Raw genomic sequence first — 25840 nt, forward strand, 5'->3', positions numbered from 1 at the left:
CCCCTCGGTCAACACGCGGTACCGGCGACACGACGGCGGAGGGAGCCAAGCGTGCCACCGTCGCGCCCGTACGCGTCCGGCCAAGGGCGCGGCACCCGCACCGGCCACCGGCCACCGGCCACCGGCCCGACATCCCCGCCCTCAGCCGTACAGGGCCCCCTCAGCCGCGCCGGAGGCGGGGCGGGACCGGCAGCCGGGCGTGCAGCCGGCAGGCGAGCGCGGCGAGCGCCGTGCCGGTCGCGGCGGCCGACGGGGCGGGGTGTGGGGTGGTGCCCGGAACCGGACTCGAACCGGTACGCCCTGGGAAGGGCAGCGAGGTTTAAGCTCGCCGTGTCTGCATTCCACCATCCGGGCAGGCCATGCACCCCGTTGCCGTCTCGCAGCCTATCGGGGGCTCTCCGTCCGCACGGGCGAACGGAGACTGCATCCTGTCTTATTTTATTGCCGCCTGACGCTCCGTCAGATCTCGGGGCAGGGCTTTGCCCGCCGACCGGCGCGCGGTGGGGCGGCGGTAAATGACGCGAATTCACTGTCCTCTCCGTGAGACTCCGCGACCGGACCCCCGCGCGGGCCTCCGCACGGCGACCGCCCCGCGGTCGCGTCGGTCAAGACGGTCCGCGGGGCGGTCGTGGTTCCGGCCCGGTACGGGTGGGTTCCCGCGCAGTTGCGCGGGAACCCGCCGCGGGTCAGTTGTGCCAGGTACGGGGGCGGGGCGGCAGCCCGGACTCGCCGGACTCCGGGGTGCGTACCGCGAGCACCTGGTTGACGCCGATCCGGTTGCGCGCGAAGGAGAGCGCCGAGGCCGCCATGTACAGGCGCCACACGCGGGCCCGCCCCGGCGAGGTGTGCCGGACGGCCTCCTCCCAGTGCGCCTCCAGGTTGCGCACCCAGGCCCGCAGCGTCCGCTCGTAGTGCTCGCGCAGCGCCTCGACGTCCCGCACCTCGAAACCGGCACGCTCCAGGAGCGAGACGGTCGTGCCGACCGGGGCCAGCTCGCCGTCGGGGAAGACGTACGCGTCGATGAACTCGTCGATCGTGTACGCGGCCTCGTCGCGCAGCGGGCGGCGCGCGATCTGGTGGTTGAGCAGGCGCCCGCCGGGCTTGAGGAGGGCGTGGAGGTCGCGCGCGTACTCCTCGTACCGCGCCGCGCCGACGTGCTCCGCCATGCCGATCGACGAGATCGCGTCGAAGGGGCCGTCGCGCACGTCGCGGTAGTCCTGCACGCGGATCTCGATCCGGTCGCCGAGGCCCTCCTCGGCGACGCGCTTGCGGGCGTACGCGGCCTGCTCGCGCGAGAGCGTGACGCCGACGACATCGACCCCGTACTCCCGCGCCGCGTGCAGCGCCATCGAACCCCAGCCGCAGCCGACGTCAAGGAGCCGCTGCCCGGGCCGCAGGTCGAGCTTCGTGGCGATGAGGTCGAGCTTGTCGCGCTGCGCCTGCTCCAGCGTCCCGCCCTCGGTCCAGTACGCGCAGGAGTAGACCATCGAGGGGCCGAGGACCAGCTCGTAGAAGGGGTTGCCGACGTCGTAGTGGTGGCTGATCGCCTTGCGGTCGCTGCCCTTGGTGTGGAGGTGGCCGCGGCCGGGGCGGCGCGCCTCCTCGGGCGGCGGGGGCGGCGGAAGCCCCGGACCGGCGAGGCGCAGCAGGGCGCGGCCGGCGGCGCGGATCTCGGGGCGGCGTACGGCCTGGAGCAGGCTCTTCGGCGCCGTGTCGCCCTCGCCCCTGTCCCATACGAGCGAGGAGAGCCGGTCGAGTACGTCGTACAGGTCACCGTCGACCGACAGCTCACCGGCCACCCAGCCCCGTACGAGACCGAGTTCGCCCGGTTTGAAGAGGAGCCTGCGCAGGGCGCGGCGGTGGTGCACGACGAGGACGGGGGCGCCCGGCGGACCCGCTTCGCTCCCGTCCCAGGCCCGTACCCGGACCGGGAACGGGGCCCCGAGCAGTTCCTGGGCGAGGTCGGTGAGCCGCGACGCGGCGTCCTGCATGGCGCACACCTCCGGGGGAGTTCCGCTGGGCGCGGGGAGCGCGTCAGGGGCGCGGGCCGTGACGTCTCCCCCCTACGTAAACACCGGCCGGGTGTTCGCGCAGTCCCACGTACAACGTAGAAGCAGTCGTCGTAAGGGAAGCGGAAAATCCGTGGTGGCGCCATGCTTTTCCGCCGGGGGCGGAACGGGGAATAGGGCGGGGCGGGCGGGGCAAGGACACCGGCGACCCGGGCGGGGGCCGTTCGGGCGGACAGCCGCGGGGCCCGGCGTCCTGCCGCGGGCATACGGAAGGGACGCCCGCCCCACGGATGGCGGACGCCCCTTCCGGTACGCCGTTACGGGGGCGGCGCGGCCCCCCGGGGGGAACCGCACCGCGTACCCGGTGTCCGCGCGGGTCAGCCGGCCTTCGCGGGCTCGGCGGACTCGCCCTTGGCCGCCTCGGCCTTCGGCGCGGGGACCTCGGCGGCGGGCGCGGGCTTCGGGGCCGGCTTGGCGGCCTCGTAGAACTCGCCGCGCGGGGTCTCGACGGCGCCGAGCGAGACGGCCTCGCGCTTGAGGAACATCCCGAGCGTCCAGTCGGCGAAGACGCGGATCTTGCGGTTGAACGTCGGCATCGCCATGCCGTGGTACGCGCGGTGCATGTACCAGGCGAGACGGCCCTTGAGCTTGATCTTCATCTTGCCCATGACGATCATCGCGACGCCCTTGTGGAGGCCGAGGCCCGCCACCGCACCCTTGTTGGAGTGGCTGTACTCCTTCTGCGGGAAGCCCCGCATGCCGGAGACGACGTTGTCGCCGAGGACCTTCGCCTGCCGCAGCGCGTGCTGCGCGTTGGGCGGGCACCAGGCGTTCGGGTTGCCGTTCTTGCGGCCGACCATGTCCGGGACCTGCGCGTTGTCGCCCGCGGCCCAGATGTAGTCGGTGCCGGTGGCCTGGAGGTCGGCGCCGACGTCGACGTGACCGCGCGGGCCGAGCGGGAGACCGAACTTCGCGAGGGCCGGGTTGGGCTTGACGCCCGCCGTCCACACGATCGTCCCCGCCTCGACCTCAAGGCCGTTGTTGAGCTTGACGTTGCCGTCGACGCAGGAGTCCATGCCGGTCTTGAGGTAGACCTCGACGCCGCGCGACTCCAGGTGCTTCTTCCCGTACTCGCCGAGCTTGGGACCGACCTCGGGCAGGATCTTGTCCGCGACGTCGACGAGGAGGAAACGCATGTCCTCGCGGGAGACGTTGGGGTAGTCCTTGGCCGCGTCGCGGGCCATGTCCTCCAGCTCGCCCACCGTCTCGGCACCGGCGAAGCCGCCGCCGATGAAGACGAAGGTGAGCGCCTTGCGGCGGATCGCCTCGTCGTGGGTCGAGTCGGCCTTGTCCATCTGCGCGAGGACGTGGTTCCGGAGACCGACGGCCTCCTCGACGCCCTTCAGGCCGATGCCCTGCTCGGCGAGACCCGGGATCGGGAAGGTGCGCGAGACCGCGCCCATCGCGATGACGAGGTAGTCGAAGGGAAGCTCGTACGACTCGCCCACGAGCGGGGCGATCGTGGCGACCTTGCGGTCCTGGTCGATCGAGGAGACCTTGCCCGTGAGGACCTCGGCCCTCTTCAGGACACGGCGCAGGGGGACGACGACGTGGCGCGGCGAGATGTTGCCGGCGGCGGTTTCCGGGAGGAAGGGCTGGTAGGTCATGTACGAGCGGGGGTCCACGACCGTCACGGTCGCCTCGCCGTAGCGCATCTTCTTCAAGATGCGCTGTGCTGCGTACAGTCCTACGTACCCACCACCCACTACGAGGATTCGGGGACGCTCCGTGGTGCTCATGGGATCGAGTATCCACCCGCCCCGCACAGGGACCTCGTGCGCCCCTTCACAAGGTTCCCCCACCCCTCTGCTACACTGCGCCGCCCACGTGACGCAGGTCATGTCCCGTACGGGGAACCACCGAGCGGCGCGAGGCGTTCCGCACCCCCTGTGAGCAGCGCCTCAGCGCATCCGGGCGAGCCGGACCACCGCTCGCGACACCGTGCCGCAATCCCCCCGAAACCCTCATCCGCGCCGGCTCTCGCGCGCCTGAGTGCCTCCTGGATCACAGCGGCGGCCCGGACCTCGCCCACGAGGACCGATTTCCTTGTGAAGAACTTCACGAACTTTCTCGCGCGGGGGGCGCGGGAGGGCGGCCCGGAGGGGCTCACGAGGGGCGGAACCGGGAATTCCGGGGGCGGTTGGGAGGGAGCGGGACGGGACGCGAGGCCGGGGGCGGGGGACAGGCGGACCGGTGCCGGGACGGGGGACGGGACGAGCGGACTGGCGCCAGGCGCGAGGGACGGGGGACGGAGGGACGGGGGAGGGCGGATCGGCGCCGGGGGCACCTTGGCGCGGCCCAGGAAACACCCTGCGGCGAGGACGCGGCCAGGGCCGTTCGACCCCTCCGGCGGGGAGGACCGGACCCACCCGGGCGGCGCCCGGCGCGACCGGGGCCGCCGTACGGCCGGAACCACCCGGGCGGCCGGGCTCTCGAACGGCCGGCGCAAGTCCCGCTCCCGTACGGACCGGCTCCCTTACGGACCGACCCCCATACGGACCGACCCCCGTACGGACCGGCTCCCTTACGGACCGGCCCCGTACGGCCGTCCTACCTTCCGGGCGGTCGAAGGTGGTGCTCAGGGGCGCGGGAGTACGCCCAGGAGCGCCGAGGTGAAGGAGATCCGCAGGGCCCCGCGCAGTTCCAGGTGGAGTACGCCGAGGGCGGGTTCGTCCGCGTAGGCGGCGAGGAGGCTGGGCGGCGGGGGTACGTACGCGGACAGGGCGCCCGCGGAGATCAGGCTCATCAGGCAGAACGTCTGCGCGGATTCGCCGAGTTCGGGCACGTGGCGGCGCAGCAGCTCGCTCATGGCCGTGAGCTTCGCGAGGGACGAGCGCTTGTACCGCTTGATCACCTCGACCGAGACGTTGTGCTCAAGGACCCCGCCCTGCGCACCGAAGAGGTCGCACAGCACCGGACGGGCCGCCAGTGACCCGCTGAGGACCTCGGCCATCTGCGCCGCCCGCACCTCCGGCGCCTCCCCGGCCCGGACACCGGCGGCCAGCTCGTCCGCCAGCTCGGCGAGCCAGCTACCCAGGAAGTCGTCGAGGAGTTCGAGCAGGACCGCCTCGCGCGACTCGAAGTACCGCAGGACGTTCGACTTGGCGAGGCCGACCCTTCGGCTCAGCTCGTTGAGGCTCACCTCGGCCACGGGCATCTCGTCGAGCATCGCCGCCGCCGTGTCCAGGATCGCCCGGCGGCGGATCTCTCTCTGTTCCTCGCTGCGCGCTCGCTGGAATGTCACGCCCCCAAGGCTAGCTTAAAGACCGCCGGTTCCTTGACAGCAGACCATCGGTCTTTTACGTTGGACACAACAGACCGATGGTTCCTTAGGAGCACCTCATGAGTGGCAACTGGACCGAGCAGCACATTCCCGACCAGAGCGGACGGGTGGCGATCGTGACGGGCGCCAACACCGGCCTCGGCTTCGAGACCGCCCGGGCGCTCGCCGAGCACGGGGCGACGGTGGTCCTGGCCGTCCGCGACACCGGGAAGGGCGAGCGGGCTGCCGCCCGTATCACCGGGGACGTCACCGTCCAGGCCCTCGACCTGACCTCCCTGGACTCCGTCCGCTCAGCGGCGGCCGAGCTGCGCGCGGCCCACCCGCGCATCGACCTCCTGATCAACAACGCGGGCGTGATGTACACGCCGAAGCAGACCACCACCGACGGTTTCGAACTCCAGTTCGGCACCAATCACCTCGGCCACTTCGCGCTCACCGGCCTGCTCCTCGACCGGCTCCTCCCCGTCCCCGGCTCCCGTGTCGTCACGGTCAGCAGCACCGGGCACCGCATTCGCGCCGCCATCCACTTCGATGACCTGCAATGGGAGCGGTCGTACAGCCGCACGGGCGCCTACGGGCAGGCCAAGCTCGCCAACCTGATGTTCACGTACGCGCTCCAGCGGCGGATCGCGCGGCACGGCACCACGGTCGCGACGGCCGCCCACCCCGGCGTCTCCAACACCGAACTCCTCCGCAACACCCCCGCCCCGCTCCGCCTTCCGGTCACCTGGCTCGCACCGCTGCTCATCCAGAAGCCCGAGCGGGGCGCCCTGCCCACCCTGCGCGCCGCCACCGATCCGGCGGTCCGCGGCGGGGAGTACTACGGTCCTGGCAACCGCGGCGAGATACGCGGCTTTCCGAAGCGGGTCACGTCCAGCCCCGCCTCCCACGACGAGGCCGTCCAGGAACGGCTGTGGACCGTCTCCGAGGAACTGACCGGGGTCACGTTCCCGGTGCGGTGAGGCGGCGGCCCCACGACGGACTCCCGGGCTCCTGGGCTCCCGGGCTCCTGGGCTCCCGGGCTCCTGGGCGGAGGGCGCAGGTCGGAGAGCCCGGGCAGAGGGCGCAGCTCGGAGAGCCCGGACAGAGGGCGCAGCTCGGAGAGCCCGGACAGAGGGCGCAGCTCGGAGAGCCCGGACAGAGGGCGCAGCTCGGAGAGCCCGGACGGCCGGGGAGATGCGCCCGTGCCGCGCAGAGCCGTTCACCGCTGATGGCCCACGGCTTCGGCAGGTCCTCACGTCGCTTCGGCGGGTACACCGCCCGCCGCCCCTCCGCGACGTACGGAAGGACGACCTGCCACGTACGGAAGGACGACGCCTCGTCCTCCGGGCCGCCTTCCGCGAGCCGGCCGACGGCAGTCGTCCGCGGGCCCGCCCGGTGGCGCCGGCCGGGCGCGGCCCCGGTCCCGGAGCCCGCCCGCGACTCCGGCGAAAGGTGCTCGCCGGACGTCCCGTTCCCGCTGGTCAGGATGGCCTGCGGGCGGGCAGCGGCCTGCCGCCGGGATCGCGGGTGCGACCCTGCACGTGTCGGCTTCCCGCCCGTCCCCGTCCTGGACTCCGCGGCTCGTCCGCCCCCCCCCGGACCCCGCCGCGTCACCGGCGGCCGAACTGGACCGCGCCCGTACCCCCGGCCGCCTCCCGGCGACAGAGCCGGCTCCCGTACACCCGGCCGCCCACTGAGCCACGTGACGTGCTCCGCGCCACGCTCCCCCACCGGCCCCCGGCGGACACGTCAGGCCGCCCCTCGGCCTCCCCGGGGGCGGAGCAGCCGACGCCCCGGACGGCCCGGCAGGCGAGGGCTCCCCCGGCGCCGCGGCCTTCAGGCACCCCGCCGTGCGACCGGGCCGCATCCACACCACTGACGCAAACCCACCGAACTCGGCCGCGACAGCCGACACCCCCGACCCGAAACCACCCACAGGGCCACCCACCCCGGCGCGAACACCACGCCGCGACCCGTCCGGCCCGGCCCCGACGCCCTTCCGGCCACACACGCCACTGCCCGGCCAACACCCCTTCCGCACAGAGCCGTTCACCACACCTGACCCCCTCCCCGTGGCGCGCCCTTACGCGATACTGGGCCCGGCCAAGGCGCCGGTACAGGGGGGGCGCGACTCTCCCCGTACCGGCAAGGGAATGACCGACGGGGGCTGTTGCTCATGGGTTTCTCCGGAATCGACCCGGACGAGCTGGCGAAGACCATCACCTCGCTCGACGCGGACCAGAAGGAGCTGCGCGGCTCCGTGAACTGGATCAAGTCGACCTTCGGGCAGTACGGGATCGACACCGGACCGCTCGTCCAGCTCGGCGCGATCGCGGACTGGGCCGAGAACCAGCTGCCCGGATTGCGGCGCCGCCTGCACCTGTCGATCGCCGAGCACACGAAGTACGGCGTCAAGGGCTACGTGCGGATCGACGAGGCGAAGGTCGGCGCGGGGAAGCAGGCCGCGGCGGACGGCAAGAAGGCGGGCGAGAAGTGGAAGGACCGGGTCGAGAAGGGCGAGATCTCGCCCGAGATCTTCGCGACCCTGACGGCGAACTCGGCCGACGCCGACTACCTCAAGGGCTTCTACGACGCCCTCGGCCCGCAGGCCCTGTCGATGCTGTCGCTCAGCATGGGCGACCACATGAACAAGCGCTACAAGGACCACGCCGACCAGCTCGAAGCGGACCGCAAGGTCCTCGCGGACACCTTCGGCACGTACACGCAGGTCGCCTTCGAGGGCAGGACGGCCAAGCAGAAGCAGAAGGCGTGGAACGACTGGTTCGACAAGGGGGCGATCGGCCCGGGGGAGGTCTTCCGCCCCGACCTCCTCATGCCGCTCCTCCCGGGCGGCAAGCACGACAAGGACTTCCTCGTCGCGCTCGGCGACCGCGTCCTGGACACCAAGGTCAGGAACCACGCGTCCGAGGTCGAGTGGATGGGGCAGAGCGGCCTCATGGCGGGTGAGTGGGGCAAGGACGCGTATACGCAGCTGTTCACCGCGATCGGCGGCAACAGCGCGGCGGCCGGTGAGTGGATGGACCACAACGCGGACTGGGTGGACCACAGCCTCTACCACACGGGGCCGTGGTCGGTCGACCACCCGAAGGAGCGCGGCGAGGCGTTCTTGAAGCTCCTCACCGGCGCCACCGTGACCCTCCACGACGAGAACCCGCGACTCGCCGAGAAGAACACCGCTTTCCTCCTCTTCCAGAACGCCCAGCACCGCAAGGACATGCCGGGTGTCCACCCCATCGACGGCGCCGCGCAGCTCTACACGAACATCATCACCGCGTACTGGGACGACCTGGAGATGAGCGTGACGTCCCCCGTGGGCAACTCGCTGTGGGCCGGCGGCAAGAAGTGGGACCACTCCTCCTTCCTCAAGGCCCAGGACGGCAGCCGCCCCGGGATCGAGGTCTCGCAGGACCTGTGGTCGGAGCTGCTGGTGGAGGCGGGCCGTGACCCGAAGGGCGCGGGCGTCATCGGGAGTCTCTTCCAGGCGTACGACCAGCAGATGATCAACGTGGGGAACACGACCAACGAGAAGGGCACCACCACCGACGCCACGAGCTACCTCTCGGTGCGGCAGGGGCTCATGAAGCGCTTCTACTACATCACCATGAAGCACTCCGAGGACGAGCTGAGCGGGGACATCGACAAGTGGGTCGAGGAGACCAACGCCTTCCGTGACGGCCTCATCGACCAGGTCGTGGGCGCGGCGGCCGGAGGCATGGGCGGGGCGGGCCTCGCCGGCGTCAAGGGCGCGGTGATCGGCACCGCGTACTCCACCGCGCAGAGCCTCCTCACCGGCTGGATTCAGCAAGGCGTGCACGTCGACAAGAACGACGCGCCCGGTCAGCTCCGTGAGTCGCTCAAGCAGATCAAGGACGCGGAGATCGACTCCAGTTGGCAGGCGAGCTACCAGGACCAGGCCAACGACCTTCTGCGCAAGGGCGAGAAGTGGGACGCCCACCTGCCGCACGACGTAGAGATCGCGGGCATCGACAGCATGTCCCCGGAGCAGCAGGCAAATCTTCCGGCGCTGGGCCTGGACACCTCCCCACACGGTGATCCCCACCAGTACATCGGCAACGACTCCTCGAAGAACTTCCTCCAGGCCGACGGCACCGTGAAGGACGTCGACGAAATGACGCCCACCCAGCGCCAGACCTACGCCAAGTGGCTCGAAGACCCCACCGTCGTCGCGAAGGTGTACCGGCGGTTCTCGGACGCACGCAACGCCTGGGACTGGCCGGGGCAGACGGCGGACGGCGGGGACGACGAGTAGGCGGGCACCGCACGTGGGCGGGGCGGCAAGCGGGGCGGCCGGCGGCGGGGGCGACGGGCCGGGGGCGCGCGGCGGGGGCGACGCGCACCCCCGGCCCGGTCGGCGCTTACGTCGGTGCGCGACCGGGCGCGGCGGCCGCTCCCACGTGGATTCGCCGGACTTCCTGCCCCCTTTGCGCAGGACCCCGCTCAGCTCCGGATTCTGCGCGACGTCGCTGGGCCCGAAGGCCGGGGTGATCCGCCACCAGCGCTGCCGAGTACCGACAGGCACATCCATGACAAGAGCGCCACGCAGACTGCCACCCTTGGCAGCAAGCGCGAGCCGCTTCCACGGCCCCTTCTCGCCGTCGCGATACTCGACCTTCACCGCGCTCGCCCCAGGAAGGGCCATGCCCCGCGTCCGAAGACCGAGTTCGAGCGAAGCACCCCTCACCGCACCACCACCATTCCCCGTGGTGACCCGGAGCGTCGCCGACCTCCCCTCGACCAGTTCGCCCGTACTCACTTGCAGATCCACCCGGTGAACCGACACACCCGACGAGGACGCCGTGGGCTTCCCGTCCCCATCACCGCCACCCCCACCCCCGCCGCCACGAACCCGGACAGCCTTGCGCTCCCGGCCCGGTTCGACGACCTCACACACGGCTCCACGCTCAGGGAAGCGGGAACCGACGCCCCGGGCCCGCGCCACTGCCACAGGACGTGCGCAGCAGGAGCACCACCCGACAGCGGCCTCGGCGACCGGCACCCCCGCCCGCGGGCCCGGCCCGCCACACGCTTCCCCGGGCCTCAGGACAGCCGAAGTCCCAGGGCGGCCGGAAACCCCTGCCACGTACGAGCGACCGTGCTTCAGCTCGCGTCGAACCGGATTCTCAACGCCCCGTAGTCGAGGACGGCGTCCTGGAGGTTCTTCAGCTTCGGGTCGAGCATCCGAAAGCCCAGAGCGCCACTGTCGAAGTGCTTCGCGAGCGGGGATGTGGCCTTGAGCCGGAAGCGGTACCGCTTCTCCCCCTTCGCGGGGATGTGCGCGGCTTCCTGAAGGAGGAGGCTCTTCGCGGGGGTCACACCCGAGGTCTCGCCGATTTCGAGCGGCCTCCAGCCGCCACCGTCGAAGTACTGGGCGACGAAGCCGGGCTCACCGTCCGTTCCGTCGCACGGCCCCTCGTTCTCCCCTCCCGCCCCCGTGCACGACAGTTCCGCCTCGAACTTCAGACCATCGAGCGGGCCGGGCAGCAGGTTGCGCACGCGGACGGCGTACTCGGACCAGGCGGAGGAGGAGAGCTGGGGCCCGTCGCCCTTGCCATCGGCCAGAATGTCGACCGGGCGCAGCGGCTGCTCCCACGTGGATTCGCCGAACTTCTTGCCCCCTTTGCGCAGGACCCCGCTCAGCTCCAGATTCTGCGCGACGTCGCTGGGCCCGAAGGCCGGGGTGATCCGCCACCAGCGCTGCCGAGTACCGACAGGCACATCCATGACAAGAGCGCCACGCAGACTGCCACCCTTGGCAGCAAGCGCGAGCCGCTTCCACGGCCCCTTCTCGCCGTCGCGATACTCGACCTTCACCGCGCTCGCCCCAGGAAGGGCCATGCCCCGCGTCCGAAGACCGAGTTCGAGCGAAGCACCCCTCACCGCACCACCACCATTCCCCGTGGTGACCCGGAGCGTCGCCGACCTCCCCTCGACCAGTTCGCCCGTACTCACTTGCAGATCCACCCGGTGAACCGACACACCCGACGAGGACGCCGTGGGCTTCCCGTCCCCATCACCGCCACCCCCACCCCCGCACGCCGTGGCGAGCAAGCAGAGCGACCCCGCGACAACCATGCCCCTGACGCGGCGACCACTCATACGCCCCACTCCCCGAAATCGACTGCCGGCCACGCGCACCACCACCACCCGCGACCCCGACCGACGCCCCGCACGCAGGCGCCGACACGGACGATACCCACCCCTCACGAACCGGAACAGCCCTGCCCTCCCAGCCCAGTTCGACGACATCGCACACGGCTCACGCGACAAGCACCGGCGCCCGTCCCCCAGGAATCGCGGGCCGCCCGCTGAGCCAACGCCGCCGGACGGGCCAGGACGACACCCGGCATCGCGGCAGCGTGTCCCGCTCCGCGACGCGCCCGCCACGCCCACCCTGCCGCGCACACCCACGCCCACGCCACGCGCACGCCCACGCGCGAGGTTTCTCGCGCGTCCCCCTACTCCCCCACCACGCTCCAGGCGATCCCGTCCAGGATGTCGTGCTCGCTCACGATCAGCCGGTCCGCCCCGACGCGTCGCATGATCGCCCGTAGGATCAGCGTGCCCGAGGTGATCACGTCCACCCTGCCGGGGTGCATGACCGGGATCGCGGCGCGGGTGGCGTGCGTCGAGGTGAGGAAGCGGGTGGTCAGGTCCTCCACCGCCTCCCGGGTCAGGGTGCTGTGGTGGATCGCCGAGGAGTCGTAGGCGGGAAGGTGCAGAGCCGCGCCTGCCAGCGTGGTCACCGTGCCCGCCAGGCCGACCAGGGTGGATGCCTCCGCGAAGGGGACCTCGGACCGCGCCTCGTCCAGGGCCGCGTCGATGTCCTTCTCGATCGCCGCGACGCGGTCCGCCGGTGGCGGGTCGATGAGGGTGCCGTCCTCCGTCGTCAGGTGGCGCTCCGTCATGCGGACGCAGCCGATGTCGACCGAGCGGGAAGCGCGGGGGGTCTTGTCGCCGAGGACGAACTCCGTCGAGCCGCCGCCGATGTCCACGACCAGGTACGTGTCTTCGCCCAGTTCGCGGGTCGCGCCCGTGAAGGAGAGGCGGGCCTCCTCGGCGCCGGTGATCACTTCCGGCTCCACGCCGAGAATTCCTCGCACGCCGTTCACGAAGTCCTCGCGGTTCGAGGCGTCCCGCGAGGCCGACGTCGCGACGAAGCGGACGTTGCCCGCGGGGACCTCGTGCGCCGCGATCGCCTCGGCGTACTGGCGGCAGGCCGCGAAGGTGCGCTCCAGGGCCTCGGGCGCCAGGCGCCCCGTACGGTCCACGCCCTGGCCCAGGCGGACGATCTCCATGCGGCGGTCGAGGTCCACGAGCGAGCCGGTCGCCGGGTCCACGTCCGCGATGAGCAGGCGGATCGAGTTGGTGCCGCAGTCCACGGCTGCCACGCGGGTCACTTCGTGTCCTCCTGGGTGCGGAGTTCCGAGCACGGCTTCTTCCGCCACCACTCAGGGAGCATCGCGAGCGCCTCGTCCCCGAGCGGGTTCACGCCCGGGCCCGCGGCGAGCGAGTGCGCGACGAGGACGTGCAGGCACTTGACGCGGTCGGGCATCCCGCCCGCGCTCGGGAAGCCGGTCAGCTCCTCGATCGCGTCGCGGCGCTCGATGTAGTCCTCGTGCGCGGCGCGGTAGGCGGCGGCGAGTTCGGGGTCGCGGCCCAGACGCTCGGTCATCTCCTTCATGACCCCGTTCGCCTCCAGCGTGCCGATCGCGGACGCCGCGCGCGGGCACGTCAGGTAGTAGAGCGTCGGGAAGGGGGTGCCGTCGGGCAGGCGCGGGGCGGTCTCGACGACGTCGGGCTCCCCGCAGGGGCAGCGGTGCGCGATGGCGCGCAGGCCGCGCGGCGGCCGGCCGAGCTGGAGCCTGAAGACCTCGACATCGGCCTCGGTGGGCGCGGTGGGCGCGGTGGTCGGCGGGGGCGTGTGCATGCGGGGCTCTCGATCGGGGACGCGGGTCGGGTACGTACGGCCGTGCCGGTGCGTACGCGGGTACGGGCTTCCAGTATCCCCGTACGGGCGAGGTGCCGGCCCGCCGCCCGCTTCGCCGCGGCGCCACCGCTCCCGCCGCCCGCTCCCGCCGCCCGCCTCCGCCGCCCGCTTCAGCGCAGCGCGGCCGCGCGGTCCGCCTCGTCGACGCCGCCGAGGAGGTTGGTGTACCAGGGGCGGGTGGCGGCGGCGTCCTGCGGCGCGGGCCCGGCGCTCGCGGCGCCGGGGACGAGAGCGGTGTAGCCGGTCTCGCCGGGCAGGACGTAGTGGAGGCGCTCGCGGATGCGCTGGCGGGCGAAGGCGGGGTCCTGCCAGCGGGCCTTCTCGTCGCGCAGCCGCTCGACGTCCTTCTGGTGGGTGCTCAGCTCACGCCGGAGGTCGGCGATCTCGTCGCGCTGGGCGATGTACTGCCGCATCGGGTACGCGAGCGCGACGATCAGCGCGCACAGGACGAGGACGAGGATCGCGGCGCGCCCGGTGAGGCGGGAGCGGCGGGCCTGGCGGCGGGACTGGGAGCGGTAGACGCGGGCCGCCGTCTGCTCGCCGAGAACGCGCAGGCGGGTCGCGGTCGAGAAGCGCTCGCCGTCGTTCTTCCGTGCCATGACGGATCTCCCCCCTCGTGCGGGTCTCGCGCGCCGTGCGCACAGGCGTACGGCACACACGCGTACGCCCCCGCACACGGTACGGGACCGGGTGCGGGGGCGTGCGGAGGCTCAGCCCTTCGTACGGGCCGGGGGTGCCGGCCCCTCGTACGGGCCCGGGTGTCAGCCCTTGAAGCGCGGGAACGCCGAGCGGCCCGCGTACACCGCCGCGTCGTCGAGGATCTCCTCGATGCGCAGCAGCTGGTTGTACTTGGCGACGCGCTCGGAGCGGGCCGGGGCGCCGCTCTTGATCTGGCCGCAGTTGGTGGCGACGGCGAGGTCGGCGATGGTGACGTCCTCGGTCTCGCCGGAGCGGTGGGACATCATGCACTTGAAACCGTTGCGCTGGGCCAGCTCGACGGCGTCCAGCGTCTCGGTGAGCGAGCCGATCTGGTTGACCTTGACGAGCAGGGCGTTCGCGGACTTCTCGTCGATGCCGCGCTGGAGGCGCTCCGGGTTGGTGACGAAGAGGTCGTCGCCGACGAGCTGGACCTTGTCGCCGAGGCGCTCGGTCACGGTGGCCCAGCCCTCCCAGTCGTCCTCGAAGAGCGGGTCCTCGATGGAGACGAGCGGGTAGGCGCCGACCAGCTCCTCGTAGTACGAGGTCATCTCGGCGGCGGTGCGGTCCTGGCCCTCGAAGCGGTACTTGCCGTCCTTGTAGAACTCGGAGGCGGCGCAGTCGAGCGCGAGCGCGACATCGCGGCCGGGCACGTAACCGGCCTCCTTGATCGCCTCGACGATGAGGTCGAGCGCGGCGCGGTTCGAGTCGAGGTTCGGAGCGAAGCCGCCCTCGTCGCCGAGGCCGGTGGACAGGCCGCGCTCCTTGAGCACCTTCTTGAGCGTGTGGTAGACCTCGGCGCCCCAGCGGACGGCCTCGGAGAACGACTCGGCGCCGATCGGCGCGATCATGAACTCCTGGATGTCCACGTTGGAGTCGGCGTGCGAACCACCGTTGAGGATGTTCATCATCGGCACCGGGAGCAGGTGCGCGTTGGGGCCGCCGAGGTAGCGGAAGAGCGGGAGGTCGCTGGCCTCGGAGGCGGCGTGCGCGACGGCGAGCGAGACGCCGAGGATGGCGTTGGCGCCGAGCGAGGACTTGTCGGGCGTGGCGTCGAGGTCGGACATCGCCTGGTCGATCAGGCGCTGCTCGGTCGCGTCGTAGCCGACCAGCTCCGGGCCGATCTGCTCGATGACGGCGAGGACGGCCTTCTCGACGCCCTTGCCCTGGTAACGGTTGGCGTCCCCGTCACGCAGTTCGATGGCTTCGAAGGCACCGGTGGACGCACCGGAGGGCACGGCGGCACGGCCTGTGCTGCCGTCGTCGAGGCCGACCTCGACCTCGACCGTGGGGTTGCCTCGGGAGTCCAGGATTTCCCGGGCTACGACGACGTCGATGGACGGCACGAGCATCTCCTTCTGGGATGTGGAGCAGGTCTGCGGGGGCCCTTGCGGGGGCTTCCGCTGCATGAGCCTAACCGGCCGGGGGGCCGGGGTCGGCCGACGCCCGGGACTCGGCCGCAATCCGTGGGACGTACCGGGTGAAGGGGGTGAAACGGGCGGGCGGATCGGGGCCGATCGGGGCATCTGAGCCGAGGGGGTGACAGGTGAGCCGAGCTGGTGAGCGGGGGTGCGCGCGGGTGAGAGGGCGGGGCGCGGGCCGGAGGGCGGGCGCACGGGCGGGCCGGTGACGGAACCGGGCGGGCGGGCCCGTACGGGCAGCCCCGCCACGCACGGGAAGCCCCGCCGCGCACGGGCGAACCCCCGCCACGCACGGGAAGCCCCGTCCTGCCCGCGCACGGGAAAAGCCCCGCCCCGCCGCGTACGGGGGAGAACGCGGCGGGGCGGGGCGGTCCCGCGAGGGGGACGAGGGGTCCCCCTGGGGGTCAGCTGAGGTGGAGCTGCTGGCCCGGGTAGATGAGGTCGGCGTCCTTGACGATGTCCTTGTTCAGCTCGAAGAGCTTGGTCCAGCCGCCCGAGACGTGGTGCTTGTAGGCGATCTCGCTGAGGCTGTCGCCCTTGACGACCTTGTACTCGCCGTCGCCCTTGGCGACGGTGATGCCGGTGTCGGTCTTGACCGTGCCGGTGGTCGACTTCGGGGTGGTGTGCTGCTGCGGGGCCTGGCGCTGCTGGCTGCGCGAGGCGCTCTGGTCGCCGGAGGAACGCTCCTGCGACTGCTGCTGGCCGCTGTTGCTGTTGCCGCCGCCCGGGTTCACGTTCGGCGAGACGCCGTCGTTGCTGAGGTTGCCGGCACCGGCGCAGGACCAGGCGCCCGGGCCCTGCATGGCGAGCAGGCGCTCGGCGGTGGCGATCTGCTGGTCCTTGGTGGCCAGGTCGGCGCGCGGGGCGTACTGGGTGCCGCCGGCGGCGGCCCAGGAGGACTGGCTGAACTGGAGGCCACCGTAGTAGCCGTTGCCCGTGTTGATGGACCAGTTGCCGCCGGACTCGCACTGGGCGACAGCGTCCCAGGTGGAGGTCGATGCGGCGGAGGCGCTGCCGGTCGCCATCAGCGGGACGGCGATCGCGGCACCGGTGACACCGGCGAACGCGACGATTCGGGTGGTACGACGGCGACGGTGCTTGGCCTTGCCGGAAAACAGCATGGAGGGTCTCCTCACCGACGCCTGCGAGGTGAGCTGTCGGGTTCGGGCCTGTGAGTTGCCCGGCCGGACGGCGGCTGCCGCCCGGCTTCACCCCTAGCCCCGGACCGGCGCCCGGTCTCCCGGGCACCGGCTGGGACGCAAACCTTGGGTCCCCCGCTCCTGCCTTCGGCGCGTGACGCGACGACTGTCCCGAAACGGGCGCCGGCAGGATTCGGCGTGACGACCGTCGGGGCCTCCCGGTGGGGAAGCGAGCACGACGTTAAGCAAGAAATCAGCGGAACTTCAAAGACGATCAGGGCGGTTGAGACTCATGTCTCACTTGACCTCTACCGGACAATAACGGACAGACATGGTCAACCGCTTGTCCGGTTATCGCCCTGAATCCGCACCAAGATCCAGGCTCTGGCCAGGGAGAATGAGGTCCGGGTCGACACCGATGATCTTCTTGTTCTGCTCGTAGAGCCCGGTCCAGCCGTCGGCGAGCTTGTGCGCCTCGGCGATGCTCCAGAGATTGTCCCCTTCGCGCACCTTGTACGAGTCCGTCTTGTCCGCCCCGTCCGCACCCTTCTGACCCTCCGTGTCCGTGGCCGCGTGGCGGCCGCCGGGGGCGGAGCGGTCGGCTCCGGAGTCGCGGTCGTCGCCGGGAGTGGCGGAGGTCTCGCCACCGGGGACGGTGGTCGACTCGGAGGGCGAGGCGGACGCGGAGGAGCCGGTGGCCCCGGAGGGGGTGCCGGAGGGCTCGGGCTTCGCGTGCTTGCCGCGGCTCTTGCCCGTACCGGCGTCCTTGCCGGTGGCGGCGTCCTTGCCGGTACCCGAGGGGCTCGCCGAGGCGTCGGCGGACGGGGTCCCGCCGGAGGCGTCGGCGTCCGGCGTCGTCGACGCGGAGGGATCGGCGCTCGCGGAGGGGGACGCACCCTCGTCCTTCTTGTCCGTCTTCTCCTTGTTGTCCGTCTTCTCCTTGTTGTCCGCCTTACCCGTCTCCTTGGCGCTCGCCGTGTCCTGCGGCGCGGGAGTGACGGGCGCCGGGGCCGCCTGGCCGTCCTGGACGGTGAGTCCCGCGGTCAGGGCGCAGCCGGGCCAGGCGGAGGGGCCCTGCGTCGCGAGGATGCGCTGCCCCACCTGTATCTGCTGGGCGGGCGTCGCCATGTCCGCGCGGGGTGCGAGGTCGAGGCCGCCGTTGGCCTCCCACTCGTCCTCGGAGAGCTGGAGACCGCCGTAGTAGTCGTTGCCGCTGTCGGCCGCCCAGTCGCCGCCCGTCTCGCACTCCACGAGACGGTCCCAGGGACCCTGGTCGGCGCTCGCGGTCCCCGCGCCGAGGAGGGGGATGGCGATGGCGGAGCCGGTGACCCCTGCCGCGACGACAAGGGCAGGGGCCTGGCGGGGGCGTCGGTGGCGACCGTTCCCGGAGAGCATGCGGTGCCTTTCGCAAGCAGCTGAGGGGGTCAGCTGGTGAGACAGATGATCCGGACGTGAACGTAGCGGGATTCGAACGCCCGTCACAAGTCGATGCAGCCTCGATCACGCAAAGATCACATTATTGACGCGTGTTCAGTTCACGAGTGCTCATATCCCTGCACAGAGGGGGTGAAACGGACGGGAAGGGTGCGGAGCCCGCGCATGATGAGGCCGCCGCGCCAGCGCAGTTGTCCCGGGTCCTCGTCGAGCGCGAGGTCGGGGAGGCGCGTGAAGAGGCGCGCGAGCGCGGTCTTTCCCTCCAGGCGGGCGAGTGGGGCGCCGAGGCAGTAGTGGATGCCGTGGCCGTAGCCGAGGTGCTGGTTGTCGCGGCGGGTGAGGTCGAGCGTGGCGGGCTCGGGGAAGCGGGCCGGGTCGTGGTCGGCGGCGGCGAGGACGACGAGGACGGGGTCGCCGGTGCGGATGCGGCGGCCCGCGAGGTCGAAGGGCTCGGTGGCGTAGCGCCAGGTGGCGAGTTCGACGGGGCCGTCGAAGCGGAGGAGTTCTTCGATGCCGGTGCTGAGGAGGGCCTCGCCGTGGTCGGGGGCGCTGGTGAGGGCTGTTCGCAGCAGGGCGCGCTGGTCCGGGTGCTGGAGGAGCGCGAACGTACCGTTCCCGATCAGGTTGACGGTCGTCTCGAAACCGGCGAAGAGAAGGATGAAGGCCATCGCCGCCGCTTCGTTCTCGGTGAGGTGCTCGCCGTCGTCCACGGCCTGGATGAGGGCCGAGATGAGGTCGTCGCCGAGGTCGCGGCGTTTCCTGTGGATGAGTTCGGCGAGGTAGCCGCGCATCCTGCCGACCGCGCGGCCCACTCCCCCGCGCGGGCCCTGCCCGTGCCGGATCATCATGCCCGCCCAGTCGCGGAAGTCGTCCTGGTCCTCGCGCGGGACGCCGAGGAGGTCGCAGATCGCGTAGATGGGGAGCGGGAAGGCGAACTCGTGGATGAGGTCCGCGCTGCCGCGCGCGGCGAAGCCGTCGATGAGCTGGTCGGTCAGCTCGGCGACGCGCGGCGCGAAGGCGGCGACGCGGCGGGGCGTGAACGCCTTCGAGACGAGGCGGCGCAGGCGGGTGTGGTCGGGCGGGTCGATGTTGAGCAGGTGGGTCATCAGCTCGGCCTTGCGCTCCCCGGGAATCCCGGTCTTCCCGCGTGCCCCCGCGCCCTCCGCGTGGTGCGCCGGGTTCTTCGAGAGCCGGGGCTCCGCGAGCGCGCGCCGCGCGTCCTCGTACCGCGTCACGAGCCACGCTTCCACGCCGCTCGGCAATCGCGTCCACGCGACGGGCTCGTGCGCGCGCAGCCAGGCGTAGGAGGGGTACGGGTCGGCGGCGAAGGCGCGCGAGAAGAGCGGGGGAGCCTGCGGCTCGGGGGCGTCTGCGGGGAGGAGGGCGTGGGGGCACGGCATACCGAGACGGTAGCGAAGGCCCCAGCCGCCCTTGCGGGGCCTCCGCCCGGGGGCCCCGCCCCTCGGTCGGCGCGGGGGCCCGGGCGCGCGGCGTCCGTACCAGCCTGCCGCGCACCCGTCCCGCGTCCCTCTCCGCGTGCGCCACGGCCGCGGCGGCGAGGGGCGGGCTCGCGCGGACGACGGGGGAGGTCTCCCCGCGCCGCCGCCGCGAAGAGACCGCCCCGTACCGTGCGCAGGGCTTCGGGGGCGCTCGTGGCGAGGCTCGGGGTGGAGAAGGCCGGTGACTTCTGGAAGGCCGCCATCAGGTCGTACCGGAGTCGGCGGGCGCCTGCCGCCGACGGCGCCGACGGTCACGAGACACCCCTTCGGGGCGAGGCGGCCGAGGAAGGCGGGGAGGTCGGGGCCCGAGACGACGTCCAGGACCACGTCTCGTACGGCCGGGAGCGGCGGCGCGGCCCGTCGCGGCCGCGGCGCGGAGGGCGCGGAGGCGGGGCGCACGTCCGGGGATGGAGGCGGGCCGCGCGCCCGGGGGTGGAGGCGGGGCGCACGTCCGGGGATGGAGGCGGGCCGCGCGCCCGGGGGTGGAGGCGGGGCGCGGTGACGGTGGCTCCGGGGCGCGCGGCGAGTTGTACGGGGGGCTGCCGAGCGAGCCCGAAGCGCCCCGTACAACTCGCCACGCGCCCCCGCGTTCCCTGCGGCGCCCCGCGCCCCTTCCCTCGCCGCGCGAGTCCGCCGTCCCTGCGCCGCCGCGGCCCTCATCCCCTTCGCCGCAGCACCCCCCGCCCCGGGACCGTGACCGCGAGCAGCGCCAGGCCGCCCGTCGCGGCGGCCATGCCCCCGTACAGCAGGGGTGGCACGTACGGCAGCGCGCCCGTCGTGCCGCGCATCATCGGGACGAGCGTCGCCGCCGCGATGGCCGAGCCCAGGACGATGCCCGCCACCCAGACGAGCAGGCCCTCCCAGCGCAGCATCGCCAGGACCTGGCGCCGTGTGCCGCCGACGAGGCGCAGGGCGCCCAGTTCGCCGCGGCGGCTGAGGACCGTCATGACGAGGGTGTTCGCGGCGGCGACGGCGGCGAAGCCGCCGAGCACCGCGGCCATCGTGTTGCTCGTCCAGGCGCCGACCCGCGCGTCGCGGTCCTTGCCGGTGGCGTAGCCGGAGGCGTCGGTGACCTCGCCCAGGGCGCCGAGCGCCCGCTCCGTACCGCCGTGGACGAGGAGCGTGCTGTCGAACCCCGAGGTGACGTGCGGGGCGAGCGAGGCGCGGTCCATCGTCACCGTGGCGAGGCCGAGCCCGCGCGCGTAGACGGCGACGACCTCGGGGGCCTGCTTCGTGCCGTCGGGGAGGTGGAGCGGGAGCCGGTCGCCGACGCGCACGTGCGCCGTGGCGGCGAGCGTCCTGTCGATGGCGATCCGGTCCGTGCCGATCCGGTCGACGCGGCCTTCGCGCACGTCCAGGTCCTCGACCTTCGCGAAGGCGGCGGCCGAGCCGCTGACGCCCTGCACGCTCGCGCCCTGCACGTCCTTGAACTCGCCCGAGCCCACCGGGACGAGGACCTGCGTGCCGAGCAGCCCCACGGCCGCGTCCACGCCGGGCGCGCGGGCGGCACGCTCCACCGCGTCGGGCGGCAGCCCGCCCGGCGCGGTGACCACGTGGTCGGCGGTGATGCCCGCGCGCAGCTGCTGCCCGGCGATGTGGGTCTCGCTCGTGTTCATGAAGACGAGCGTCGACGCGAACGCCGTGGCGAGCACGAGGGGGGTGATCGCGGAGGCGAGCCGCCGGGCGTTCGCACGGGAGTTGGCCGCGGCGAGGTGGGCGGCGGGGCCGGCGCCGCGCAGCGGGAGCCCGAAGAGGGCCGCGCAGGCCCGGGCGATCAGGGGGCCGAGGAGGGCGACGGCGAGCATGAAGCACATGACGACGCCGAGCGCCGCCCCTGCCGCGTCGTCCCCCGCCGCGGACGCGGCGACGCCGGTGAGCGCCGCGCCGCCCACGACGGCGCCGACGCCCAGGACGGTACGGACCGGGCCGATCCACCGCCGCTCGGCCGATGCCTCGCTCAGCGCCTGCCCCGGCTTGATCCGCGCGGGCCTGCGCCCCGCGGCCCAGCCGGCGCCGAGCGCCGTGAGCAGCCCGATCCCCACGGCGACGAGCACGGGGAGCCCCGAGACGTGCACCCGTACGGCTTCGGGGATCGCGCCGCGGTCCTGGAGCTGGCCGAACCACCAGTGCGCGAGGCCGATCCCCGGCAGTGAGCCGAGGAGTCCCGCGAGCGGGGCGACGAGGAGGGCTTCGGAGGCGACCGCGCGGCGGATCTGGCGCGGGGTCGCCCCCACAGCCCGGAGCAGCGCGAACTCGCGGGCCCGCTGCGACACGGACAGGGCCACGGTCCCGGCCGCGGTGAAGACGGCGACGAGGGCGGCGATGCCGCCGAAGGAGCCGCCGATGCCGAAGAGGGTCACCTTGGCGTAGCCGAGGCCGGGGTCCTCGACGGCGCCGCGGTCCTTCCCGCTGTGCACCTGGACGCCGGAGCCGGCGAGGGCCTTCCCTACCGCGTCGGCGAGTGCGCCGGTGCCGGTGCCGGGCCTGGCGAGCACGGCGACGGCGTCGGCCGTGCCAGGGTGACCGGCGAGCGCGGGGGCCTGCGCGTCGGTGAACCAGGCGAGGGGGCCCGCTTCGCGCGCGGTGTCGCCGGGACCGGGCCTCGCGAGGCCGGAGAGACGGAAGTCCCGCGCTCCCGTGGCCGTTTCGAGCCGGAGGGTGTCGCCGACCCCGGCCTTGGCCGCGCGGGCGGTGGCGGCGTCGACGACCACGTCGCCGTCGCGGGGGGCCGACCCTGTGGTGAGGGACGTGCCGGTGAAGGCGTGGGAGCCCCAGCCGTGCGCGGTGAGGACGTCCTTCGCCAGGTGCACGGGGAAGGTGACGTCAGGGATCGCGGCCGCCACGCCGGGCGCCCGCGCCGCCTTCGCCGCGAGCCCCGCGTCCATGCGGGCCGTGTCGGGGAGCGGTGTCGCCTCCTCCTCGCGGTCCTCGCCACTGCCCGTGACGACCCGCACGTTCTGGTCGGCGGCGGCGACGACCTGCGCCCTCGCGTACCGCTCGGGCGGTACGGAGGCGCGCAGGCCCGTCTCCAGGAGGACCCCGCAGGCCGTGACGACGAGCGCGGCCGTCATGAGCGCGAGGAAGGTGCCGGCGAAGGACGCGGGCTTGAAGCGGACGGCCGCGCGGGCGAGTCCGTTGGGACGCCTCATACCGCCGCCCCCGCCGTCCTCGCCGCCCCCGCCGACCCCGCCGTCCTCGCCGACCACGCCGTCCTCGCGGCGCCTGCGCCACGGGCCTCACCGGGCGTACGGGCCGCACCAGCCGTACGGGCCGTCAGCGCCGTCATGCGGTGCGCGATCCGCTCCGGCGTGCCGCGCTCCAGGCCGTCCGCGAAGGAGCCGTCCGCGAGGAAGAGCACGCGGTCGGCCCAGGCGGCGGCGACCGGGTCGTGGGTGACCATGACGACGGTGGCGCCGAGCGTGTCGACGGCGTGCCTGAGCAGGCCCAGTACCTCGGCGGCCGTGCCGGTGTCGAGGGCGCCCGTGGGCTCGTCGGCGAAGATCACGTCGGGACGCGTGACGAGGGCGCGGGCGACGGCAACGCGCTGCTGCTGCCCGCCCGACAACTCCCCCGGCCTGCGCCGCCCCTTGCCCGCGAGGCCCACCTGCGCGAGGACGTCGGCGGCGCGGCGGCGGTCCTGCCGCTGCCCGGCGAGGCGCACGGGAAGAAGGACGTTCTGCTCCACGGTGAGCGAGGGCAGCAGGTTGAACGCCTGGAAGACGAAGCCGAGGCGGCCGCGCCGCAGCGCGGTCAGCTCGTTCTCCTTCATGCCCGTGATCTCGGTGCCGCCGAGCCGCACGGACCCGGCCGAGGGGCGGTCGAGCCCGGCGGCGCACTGGAGGAAGGTCGACTTGCCGGAGCCCGAGGGGCCCATGACCGCGGTGAACGTGCCGTGCGCGAGCACGAGGTCGACGCCCGCGAGGGCGTGCACGGCGCCCGCGCCCCGCCCGTACGACCGCCGGACCCCGCGCAGTTCGACGGCGGCACCCGGGGTGCCCGCGGCGGCGGGCCCGTGGTCCGCGCCAAGCCGTCCGTCCGGCCGCCGGTCCGGCTCCTCCGGCCGTTCGTCCCGCCCCTGCCGCCTGCTCTCGCGTAGCCTCATGTGCCGCCCTTTCGCGGTCGTCCTCGTGTGACGAGGCGAGAGTGCGGGCGCGGGTGCGCGCGGGGCGTCATACCGGGGAGCCAAGCCGGGGGTAGTACCCGGGTAGGGGGTGCGCGGCCGCCCTACTCCCCCGGCGCCACGAGACCCGACTCGTACGCGAAGACCACCGCCTGTGCCCGGTCGCGCAGGTCGAGCTTGGTCAGGACGCGGCTCACGTGCGTCTTCACCGTCTGCTCGGCGAGGACCAGGCTCTCGGCGATCTCCGTGTTGGACCGGCCGCGCGCCACGAGGGTCAGGACCTCGGTCTCGCGCTCGGTCAGGGCCTTGAGGCGCAGCGCGGGCTTCCCCGGCGCGGGGCGCTGGCGGGCGAAGTCGGCGATGAGACGGCGGGTCACGGAGGGGGCGAGCAGCGCGTCGCCCGCGGCCACGATCCGTACCGCGGCGATGAGGTCGGCGGGTGGCGCGTCCTTCAGGAGGAAACCGCTCGCCCCGGCCCGCAGCGCCTCGTACACGTAGTCGTCGACGTCGAACGTCGTGAGCATCAGGACGCGCGGCCGGTGCGTCACGCCGGGCGGCGGCGACAGGAGGCGGCGCGCGGCCTCCAGGCCGTCCATCTCGGGCATGCGTACGTCCATGAGCACGACGTCGGGGTGCGTACGGCGGCTCAGGTCGACGCCCCGCACGCCGTCGGGGGCCTCGCCGACCACGTCGATGTCGCTCTGTGCGGCGAGCAGCGCGGCGAAACCCGCCCGCACCATGCCTTGGTCGTCGACGATGATGACCCGCGTCGTCACGTGAGGTCCCTTTCGGTCAGGGGGAGTTGGGCGGCCACTCGGAAGCCGCCTTCCGGCAGCGGGCCTACCTCAAGGGTGCCGTCCACGAGCCGTACGCGCTCGCGCATTCCGACGAGACCGTGCCCCGTACCGCTCGTCTCCAGCGGTCCCGCGGGCGGCTCCGGAGGCGGCTCGTTGACGACGAGGACGGTGAGCGAGGTGCCGTCGGCGGAGAGCGAGACGCGCGTCGGGGCGCCCGGCGCGTGCCGTACGACGTTCGCGAGGGCCTCCTGCACGATCCGGTACGCCGAGAGCCCCACCGCCTCGGGCACCTCGGCCTCGCAGGGGCGGTAGTCCACCGGCATTCCCGCCCGCGCGGTCGCGTCGACGAGCCCGCCGATCTGCGCGAGTCCCGGTTGCGGGGCGAGTTCGGCGCCCTTCGCCTCCTCGTTGCGCAGCACGCCGAGGAGCCTGCGCATCTCGCTCAGCGAGGCGCGCGCGGTCGCCGCGATGGACGTGAACTCCTCCTGCACGTGCGGCGGCACGTCGTCGAGCCGGTACGCGGCGGTGTCGGCCTGCACCGTGATGACGGACATGTGGTGGGCCACGACGTCGTGCAACTCCCGTGCGATGCGCGTACGTTCCTCAAGCAGCGTCCGGCGGTCGCGCTCGGCCTCGCTGATCGCCTCCTGCTCGACGAGGCGGCGGTTGACCTCGTACCGCTCCCTGAGCGCGGCGGCGAGGACGAGCGCGACGCCGCTGAGCACGGTGAGCACGATGCCGTTGCTGTTCACCGCGTCGGGCCGGAAGAACTCCAGGAAGATGTTCGCGGCCGCCGTCGCGAACCACACGAGCAGCAGCGTCCTGCGGCGCTCGCGCAGGCCGAGCGCGAGGCACAGCCCGACGTACCCGACGATCACCGGGGCGGGGAAGGGCCACAGGAGCGGCTTCGCCACGTCCGTGGAGAGCAGGATGAGCGCCCCGCCGACATCGGCGGCGAAGATCACGTACCAGGAGGTCAGCGGGCGGACGACGCCGGGCAGCAGCGGCGCGGCCTGCGCGATGGCGAGGCCGCTCGCGAGGCCGCCGTTGAGCCCGTAGTCCGAGGTGAGCAGGTTGAGCTGGACGGGCAGCAGGACGACGCACAGGATGAACGCCACGCCCCACGGCAGCCACCGCATCCACCAGCGCGGCGCCCCGGCGAACAGGGCGCGGGAGCGGTCGGGGGCGGGGCTCGGGTGTTCCTTCACGGGGGTCGTGCGTTCCTTCACGGAGGTCGTGCGCGCCGGGGCCTTGGGCCCTCTCGCCGGGGTCATGGGCTCCACCTTCTTACGGGCGCGCGGGCGGCGTCCGCTGACGCGCGCGATCCGGCCACGGGGACACGGCGGACGCGGGGCGCGGGGGCGCGGCGGA

At 73.1% G+C, this 25840-nt stretch carries 17 protein-coding genes, 1 tRNA gene and 1 riboswitch; of the genes, 2 read left to right on the forward strand and 16 right to left on the reverse strand.

The genetic code is table 11. The features are described 5' to 3' along the window. Positions 1–267 precede the first annotated feature (267 nt). The 4 genes from ACQYWQ_RS11700 to ACQYWQ_RS11715 form a co-directional block, all read right to left on the reverse strand. Positions 268–354, reverse strand: a tRNA-Leu gene (locus tag ACQYWQ_RS11700). Positions 355–686: 332 nt separating this feature from the next. Next, positions 687–1991 carry a class I SAM-dependent methyltransferase gene (locus tag ACQYWQ_RS11705; protein ID WP_431034309.1) on the reverse strand — a complete coding sequence of 435 codons (1305 nt, stop codon included), beginning with the start codon at positions 1989–1991 and terminating at the stop codon, positions 687–689. 395 nt (positions 1992–2386) lie between these two features. Next, complete coding sequence (locus ACQYWQ_RS11710) at positions 2387–3808, reverse strand: NAD(P)/FAD-dependent oxidoreductase (RefSeq protein ID WP_431034311.1); 1422 nt, start codon at positions 3806–3808, stop codon at positions 2387–2389. Positions 3809–4647: 839 nt separating this feature from the next. Then, entirely contained in the window at positions 4648–5313 is a 666-nt protein-coding gene (locus ACQYWQ_RS11715) for a TetR/AcrR family transcriptional regulator (RefSeq protein WP_431034312.1), read from the reverse strand. Positions 5314–5411: 98 nt separating this feature from the next. Between ACQYWQ_RS11715 and ACQYWQ_RS11720 the strand changes: the two genes are divergently transcribed. Both ACQYWQ_RS11720 and ACQYWQ_RS11725 read left to right on the forward strand, forming a co-directional pair. Beyond that, positions 5412–6314: an SDR family NAD(P)-dependent oxidoreductase gene (locus ACQYWQ_RS11720; protein WP_431034314.1), complete on the forward strand. Its 903-nt coding sequence runs from the start codon at positions 5412–5414 to the stop codon at positions 6312–6314. 1196 nt (positions 6315–7510) lie between these two features. Next, entirely contained in the window at positions 7511–9625 is a 2115-nt protein-coding gene (locus ACQYWQ_RS11725; protein ID WP_431034315.1) for a hypothetical protein, read from the forward strand. Positions 9626–10473: 848 nt separating this feature from the next. Here ACQYWQ_RS11725 and ACQYWQ_RS11730 read toward each other — a convergent pair. The 12 genes from ACQYWQ_RS11730 to ACQYWQ_RS11785 all read right to left on the reverse strand — a co-directional run bounded on the left by ACQYWQ_RS11730 (position 10474) and on the right by ACQYWQ_RS11785 (position 25743). Then, the gene (locus ACQYWQ_RS11730) at positions 10474–11211 is read right to left on the reverse strand and encodes a hypothetical protein (RefSeq protein ID WP_431034317.1); all 738 of its coding nucleotides are present in this window, start codon (positions 11209–11211) and stop codon (positions 10474–10476) included. A 620-nt stretch (positions 11212–11831) separates the two neighbouring features. Next, on the reverse strand, positions 11832–12773 hold the full coding sequence (locus tag ACQYWQ_RS11735) for an exopolyphosphatase (protein WP_431034319.1): 942 nt from the start codon (positions 12771–12773) through the stop codon (positions 11832–11834). Next, positions 12770–13303: a DUF501 domain-containing protein gene (locus ACQYWQ_RS11740; RefSeq protein WP_431034321.1), complete on the reverse strand. Its 534-nt coding sequence runs from the start codon at positions 13301–13303 to the stop codon at positions 12770–12772. The genes ACQYWQ_RS11735 and ACQYWQ_RS11740 overlap by 4 nt, the downstream gene beginning before the upstream one ends. 170 nt (positions 13304–13473) lie before the next feature. Then, entirely contained in the window at positions 13474–13962 is a 489-nt protein-coding gene (locus tag ACQYWQ_RS11745) for an FtsB family cell division protein (protein WP_431034323.1), read from the reverse strand. Between the two features lie 162 nt (positions 13963–14124). Beyond that, a complete protein-coding gene (gene eno, locus ACQYWQ_RS11750) occupies positions 14125–15411 on the reverse strand; it encodes a phosphopyruvate hydratase (protein WP_009066343.1) in 1287 nt (428 codons plus the stop codon). Positions 15412–15884: 473 nt separating this feature from the next. Further along, complete coding sequence (locus tag ACQYWQ_RS11755) at positions 15885–16601, reverse strand: transglycosylase family protein (RefSeq protein WP_431034324.1); 717 nt, start codon at positions 16599–16601, stop codon at positions 15885–15887. 3 nt (positions 16602–16604) lie between these two features. Further along, a riboswitch (cyclic di-AMP (ydaO/yuaA leader) is annotated at positions 16605–16782 on the reverse strand. 188 nt (positions 16783–16970) lie between these two features. Then, the gene (locus ACQYWQ_RS11760; protein WP_431034325.1) at positions 16971–18014 is read right to left on the reverse strand and encodes a transglycosylase family protein; all 1044 of its coding nucleotides are present in this window, start codon (positions 18012–18014) and stop codon (positions 16971–16973) included. Between the two features lie 140 nt (positions 18015–18154). Then, the gene (locus tag ACQYWQ_RS11765) at positions 18155–19453 is read right to left on the reverse strand and encodes a cytochrome P450 family protein (protein ID WP_431034327.1); all 1299 of its coding nucleotides are present in this window, start codon (positions 19451–19453) and stop codon (positions 18155–18157) included. Between the two features lie 755 nt (positions 19454–20208). After that, positions 20209–22701 (reverse strand): ABC transporter permease, encoded by a 2493-nt coding sequence (locus tag ACQYWQ_RS11770; RefSeq protein WP_431034328.1) that lies wholly within the window; start codon positions 22699–22701, stop codon positions 20209–20211. Then, on the reverse strand, positions 22698–23654 hold the full coding sequence (locus tag ACQYWQ_RS11775) for an ABC transporter ATP-binding protein (RefSeq protein WP_431034329.1): 957 nt from the start codon (positions 23652–23654) through the stop codon (positions 22698–22700). Before ACQYWQ_RS11775 ends, ACQYWQ_RS11770 begins: the two co-directional genes overlap by 4 nt. A gap of 122 nt (positions 23655–23776) precedes the next feature. Continuing rightward, positions 23777–24448, reverse strand: coding sequence for a response regulator (locus ACQYWQ_RS11780; RefSeq protein WP_431034331.1), 672 nt, complete (start codon positions 24446–24448; stop codon positions 23777–23779). Next, the gene (locus ACQYWQ_RS11785; RefSeq protein WP_431034332.1) at positions 24445–25743 is read right to left on the reverse strand and encodes a sensor histidine kinase; all 1299 of its coding nucleotides are present in this window, start codon (positions 25741–25743) and stop codon (positions 24445–24447) included. The genes ACQYWQ_RS11780 and ACQYWQ_RS11785 overlap by 4 nt, the downstream gene beginning before the upstream one ends. Between the last annotated feature and the right edge of the window lie 97 nt (positions 25744–25840).

The organism is Streptomyces sp. P6-2-1, from assembly GCF_050613165.1.
GTDB lineage: Bacteria > Actinomycetota > Actinomycetes > Streptomycetales > Streptomycetaceae > Streptomyces.

What these genes read in the sequence shown, in the direction of transcription:
- ACQYWQ_RS11760 (WP_431034325.1), bottom strand. Translation starts at nt 18,014, where the DNA reads ATGCTCTCCGGGAACGGTCGCCACCGACGCCCCCGCCAGGCCCCTGCC.
- ACQYWQ_RS11740 (WP_431034321.1), bottom strand. Translation starts at nt 13,303, where the DNA reads ATGCACACGCCCCCGCCGACCACCGCGCCCACCGCGCCCACCGAGGCC.
- ACQYWQ_RS11770 (WP_431034328.1), bottom strand. Translation starts at nt 22,701, where the DNA reads ATGAGGCGTCCCAACGGACTCGCCCGCGCGGCCGTCCGCTTCAAGCCC.
- ACQYWQ_RS11775 (WP_431034329.1), bottom strand. Translation starts at nt 23,654, where the DNA reads ATGAGGCTACGCGAGAGCAGGCGGCAGGGGCGGGACGAACGGCCGGAG.
- ACQYWQ_RS11705 (WP_431034309.1), bottom strand. Translation starts at nt 1,991, where the DNA reads ATGCAGGACGCCGCGTCGCGGCTCACCGACCTCGCCCAGGAACTGCTC.
- ACQYWQ_RS11755 (WP_431034324.1), bottom strand. Translation starts at nt 16,601, where the DNA reads ATGCTGTTTTCCGGCAAGGCCAAGCACCGTCGCCGTCGTACCACCCGA.
- ACQYWQ_RS11710 (WP_431034311.1), bottom strand. Translation starts at nt 3,808, where the DNA reads ATGAGCACCACGGAGCGTCCCCGAATCCTCGTAGTGGGTGGTGGGTAC.
- eno (WP_009066343.1), bottom strand. Translation starts at nt 15,411, where the DNA reads ATGCTCGTGCCGTCCATCGACGTCGTCGTAGCCCGGGAAATCCTGGAC.
- ACQYWQ_RS11785 (WP_431034332.1), bottom strand. Translation starts at nt 25,743, where the DNA reads ATGACCCCGGCGAGAGGGCCCAAGGCCCCGGCGCGCACGACCTCCGTG.
- ACQYWQ_RS11765 (WP_431034327.1), bottom strand. Translation starts at nt 19,453, where the DNA reads ATGCCGTGCCCCCACGCCCTCCTCCCCGCAGACGCCCCCGAGCCGCAG.
- ACQYWQ_RS11725 (WP_431034315.1), top strand. Translation starts at nt 7,511, where the DNA reads ATGGGTTTCTCCGGAATCGACCCGGACGAGCTGGCGAAGACCATCACC.
- ACQYWQ_RS11730 (WP_431034317.1), bottom strand. Translation starts at nt 11,211, where the DNA reads ATGGCCCTTCCTGGGGCGAGCGCGGTGAAGGTCGAGTATCGCGACGGC.
- ACQYWQ_RS11720 (WP_431034314.1), top strand. Translation starts at nt 5,412, where the DNA reads ATGAGTGGCAACTGGACCGAGCAGCACATTCCCGACCAGAGCGGACGG.
- ACQYWQ_RS11745 (WP_431034323.1), bottom strand. Translation starts at nt 13,962, where the DNA reads ATGGCACGGAAGAACGACGGCGAGCGCTTCTCGACCGCGACCCGCCTG.